The 4,581-nt window shown below is 58.6% G+C and carries 4 protein-coding genes; 3 read left to right on the plus strand and 1 reads right to left on the minus strand.

The features are described from left to right. From D8V06_RS20265 to D8V06_RS20275, 3 genes are all read left to right on the plus strand, one after another. A partial coding sequence (locus D8V06_RS20265; protein WP_130931669.1) for a DUF3015 family protein occupies positions 1 to 134 on the plus strand: 134 nt, incomplete at its 5' end. A 95-nt stretch (positions 135 to 229) separates the two neighbouring features. After that, the gene (locus D8V06_RS20270) at positions 230 to 2,083 is read left to right on the plus strand and encodes a DUF4105 domain-containing protein (protein ID WP_130931670.1); all 1,854 of its coding nucleotides are present in this window, start codon (positions 230 to 232) and stop codon (positions 2,081 to 2,083) included. 247 nt (positions 2,084 to 2,330) lie between these two features. Next, a complete protein-coding gene (locus D8V06_RS20275) occupies positions 2,331 to 2,825 on the plus strand; it encodes a GreA/GreB family elongation factor (RefSeq protein WP_130907855.1) in 495 nt (164 codons plus the stop codon). On the opposite strand, the gene gdhA is transcribed toward D8V06_RS20275, so the two are convergent. Beyond that, the gene (gene gdhA, locus D8V06_RS20280; protein WP_056855680.1) at positions 2,822 to 4,159 is read right to left on the minus strand and encodes an NADP-specific glutamate dehydrogenase; all 1,338 of its coding nucleotides are present in this window, start codon (positions 4,157 to 4,159) and stop codon (positions 2,822 to 2,824) included. The two genes, D8V06_RS20275 and gdhA, sit on opposite strands and share 4 nt — an antisense overlap. Positions 4,160 to 4,581: the final 422 nt, after the last annotated feature.

Consider the following 4,581-nt stretch of genomic DNA (forward strand, 5'->3'; position numbering starts at 1 on the left):
TCGCCGCCGTCACTCACCAGCACTTCCAGCAGATCTTCAGCAAGGCTGACGTGACTGCAGAAGATGTGCATACCAACACCCTGGCCGTTCTGAAGAGCGATCCTCGTCTGGCCAAGTACGCTACTCAGGCTTAAGCTCGATCAGCCCGTTTCTCTTCGGAGAGCGGGCTTTTATTTTTTCGACCTGCCCTTCTTCGGGTCTTTGTTTTTTCCTGTTTAAGTTGCCGACTATGCTCAAACGCCTTGCCTGGCTGGCGCTCTGTGTCTGCGCCCCGCTGTCCGCCGCGCCCGTTATCGACAATCAACGTTTGCAGCAACTGGCCAACGACCCTTTCTGGATTTCACTGGGCCATTACGAAACCGCCAAGCTCGGCGGCTGGCGCAGCTATGTCAGCGATCCGAAGTTCTTCCTTGCCGCCGATGGCAACGCACACCCGGACCGTGAACTGGCGGCCACCGTGCAAGCGCTGTACGCGCCCGCCAGCGCGGGCGAGCAGCACGCTCAATGCGTTTATCCGGCGCGCACCCGTTGGCTCAAAGCACAGCTCAATCTGACAGATCTGCCAGTCCTGGACTGCGCCGAATTCAAGCAATGGTTCAAGGATGTCTCGCCCCACAGCGCGGTAATGATCTTCCCCGCGGCGTATTTGAACAGCCCTTCCTCGATGTTCGGCCACACCCTGTTGCGTATCGATCAGGCGGATGTGCAAAGCGACAAGACTTCGCTGCTCAGCTACGCAATCAACTTTGGAGCGTACATCGAAGGTTCGGACAACAGCATTCTCTATGCCTGGAAAGGCTTGATGGGCGGTTACCCAGGGTTGTTTGCCCTGGTGCCGTATCAGGAAAAACTCTCGGAATACCGCAGCCTGGAAAACCGCGACCTGTGGGAATACCGGCTCAACCTGACCCAGCAGGAAACCGCGCGCATGGTCGAGCATGTCTGGGAGTTGAAGCAGATCAAGTTCGACTACTTCTTCTTCGACGAAAACTGCTCCTATCGCCTGCTGGAACTGTTGCAAGTGGCCCGCCCGAGCCTGCGCCTGACCGAACAATTCCCGCTGACCGCCATTCCCACCGACACCGTCAAAGCGGTGAAAGACGCAGGGCTGGTCGAGTCGATCGAGTATCGTCCGTCCCGCGAACGGGAGTTGTTGAGCCGCGCCGAGCCGTTGTCCGATGAAGAACAACAATGGGTGCTGACCGTAAGCGCCGACCAGAAGCAATTGCAAACCCCGGCGTTCAAGGCCCAGCCTCGCGCGCGCCAGGCACTGATCATCGACGCGGCCTATCGTCTTGAACGGTATCGCGCCAACGGCCAGGAACGCGATCCGCAGCGGGCACAGCGCAGCTTCGAACTGCTGCGGGCGATCAACCAGAACCCGGCACCGGAACTGGACATCCCGCAACCCGGCCTGCCAGAGGATGGTCATGAATCCCGCACGTGGCAGGCCGGTCTAGGTACCCGTGGCGACCGCGCCTTTGGCGAATACGGTTTGCGCATGGCCTATCACGACCTCAACGACAACTCGGAAAGCTTCCCCCTTGGCGCGCAGATCGAAATCCTGCAACTGAAGCTGCGCCAATACGAAGGCAATGATTGGCAGGTGCAGCAACTGGACCTGGCGACCATCCGCTCCCTGACCCCGCGCAACGAGTTGCTGCAACCGCTGTCGTGGCAGGTGACCGGCGGCCTGGAACGGGTGCCGGGCAAGCATGACGATGAAACCCTGGTCAGCCATGTCAATGGCGGTGGCGGCGGCACCTGGCAACTGGCCAACGACATGCTCGGCTTTGCCTTGGGCACTGTGCGGGTGGAGCACAACAATGACTTCGCCGAATTCATTTCTCCGGCAGCAGGTTTCAACACCGGCCTGCTCTGGAAAAACCCGCTGGGTAACTTGAGCCTTGAGACCAGGGGCGATTTCTTCACCAATGGCGAAGTGCGCCGCTCCATCAGCTTGAACCAACAATGGGAGCTATCGCGCAACCTGGGCCTGCGCCTGAGCGCCCAGCGCGAATTCAGCCACCTGGCTTCGCCGGAGAACGAAGTGATGCTTGAAATGAAGTGGTATCACTACTAATCGCCGCGCATTACCCGTAGGAGCACAGCTTGCTGGCGATAATATCGACGCGGTTATTCAGTTAGACCGAGGTGATGCCATCGCCACCAAGCTGTGCTCCTACAGGGTGATCTGCCCCTAACTCTGGATCGGTGTCCAATTTTTGGAGGTCAGTTCAGGGCTGCGATCTGGCAATGAGTCGCAGACAGATATTTCTCGAAACTAAAAGCCTGCGACCATGGCCCAAACCCTATACCGGGAGAAAACCATGAGTCGCGCCTTCGTCAATGAAGATAACGCCGCCGCGCAAGCCGATCAGCCAGTTGAACGGCAGGTCAGTGCGCAACCCAACTACGTCACGCCGCAAGGGTTGAAGTTGTTGCAGGAAAAAGTCGCCGAGCTGCAAGCGCTGCATGCCGAACAATCGGCCAGGATCGACCAGACCGACAAACAACGCCTGGTCGACCTCGAACGGGACCTGCGCTACTTCAAGCAGCGATTGAGCAGCGCACAGGTTGCAGCTGTCGCCACTTCAACCGAAAAAGTGCAGATCGGCAGCTGGGTGACCTACGCCGATGAGCATGACAGCGAACACCGGGTGCAATTGGTGGGCGAAGATCAGGCCGATGCTGCCCATGGCCTGATCAATTGGGGCTCGCCACTGGGTCGGGCGTTGCTGGGTGCACAACTCGGTGACGAGGTGCTGTGGCAACGCCCGGCCGGTGATCAAGTGATTGCAGTGATCCGCATCGAACCGGCTTAAACCACACCCTGAGCAAGCATCGCATCGGCGACTTTGACGAAGCCGGCGATGTTCGCGCCTTTGACGTAATTGACCTGACCGTTCTCTTCGCCGTAATGCACACAGGCGTGGTGGATCGACTGCATGATCGCGTGCAGCTTGCTGTCCACCTCACCGCCGGTCCACAGCAGACGCATGGCGTTCTGCGACATCTCCAGACCGCTGACGGCAACGCCACCGGCATTGGACGCCTTGCCCGGGGCGAACAGGATCCCCGCCTCGATGAACAGGTCCACTGCTTCCAGCGTGGTCGGCATGTTCGCGCCCTCGGCCACGCAGATGCAGCCATTGCGCAGCAGAGCGCGAGCCGCCTCGGCATCCAGTTCGTTTTGCGTGGCGCAAGGCAGCGCGATATCGCACCTCAGCCCCCACGGGTGTTGCCCGGCAAGGAACTCAAGACCAAAACGGCCGGCCAATTCGCTGATGCGCCCGCGCTGGACGTTTTTCAGCTCCAGCACCGCGCTCCATTGCTCTTCGGTCAAACCGCTTTCGCAGTACAGCGTGCCTTCGGAATCCGACAGCGAGATCACCTTGCCCCCCAGGTCCATGACCTTGCGCGCAGCGTATTGGGCGACGTTGCCGGAACCGGAAATCGCCACACGCTTGCCCTCGACGGTTTGCTCGCGACGCTTGAGCATTTCCTCGGCAAAGTACACGCAACCGAAACCCGTCGCTTCCGGGCGGATCAGGCTGCCGCCGTAGCTTGGACCTTTACCGGTCAGCACGCTGGTGAACTGGTTGCTCAAGCGCTTGTACTGACCGAACAGGAAACCGATCTCGCGGGCACCGACGCCGATGTCTCCGGCCGGCACGTCAACGTCGGCGCCGATGTGCCGGTACAGCTCGCTCATGAAAGCCTGGCAGAAGCGCATGACTTCGGCATCGCTTTTGCCTTTGGGGTCGAAGTCCGAACCGCCCTTGCCTCCGCCCATAGGCAGCGAAGTCAGCGAGTTTTTAAAGGTCTGCTCGAAGGCGAGGAATTTCAGCACGCCGAGGTTAACCGAAGGATGGAAGCGCAAACCGCCCTTGTACGGACCGATGGCACTGTTCATCTGGATGCGGAAGCCACGGTTGACCTGCACCTTGCCATGATCATCGACCCAGGAAACCCGAAACACGACTGCCCGCTCCGGTTCACAGATGCGTTCCAGAATGCCCGAGGTCAGGTAGTGCGGATTGGCTTCGAGAAACGGCCACAGGCTGCGCAGGACTTCTTCGACAGCCTGGTGAAATTCGGGTTGATCCGGGTCGCGTTTTTTCAGGCGCGCCAGGAAAGATTCGACGGATTCGATCATGAAGAGTCTCGGCAAATTTATTGTCATTGGGAGAGATTGCGCCGGACTTTAACAAACGGATCGCGCACAGGAACAGAGCAGAATGTCGCTTCTATGAAATTAAATGGTGCACAGGATATAAATCAGACCGGTTTTTAGCCCTATTTTGCACTTGAATGGTGAGATCAGACTCAAATTATGCACCAACAGTTATATCGCCATCGCTGGCAAGCCAGCTCCCACAGTGTCAGCGGTGACTACATTTCCGGGCATGACAAAAATCCTGTGGGAGCTGGCTTGCCAGCGATGAATTCACCGCGGTATTCCTGAAAAAAACCGGGCAAAAAAAAAACGGAGCCCGAAGGCTCCGCTTTATGCAACCAACCCAATCAGGCCAGTTTCTTGTGCCGTACACGATGCGGCTGGGCAGCCGCTTCGCCGAG

It is taken from the genome of Pseudomonas sp. Sample_24, from assembly GCF_004307605.1.
Lineage (GTDB): Bacteria > Pseudomonadota > Gammaproteobacteria > Pseudomonadales > Pseudomonadaceae > Aquipseudomonas.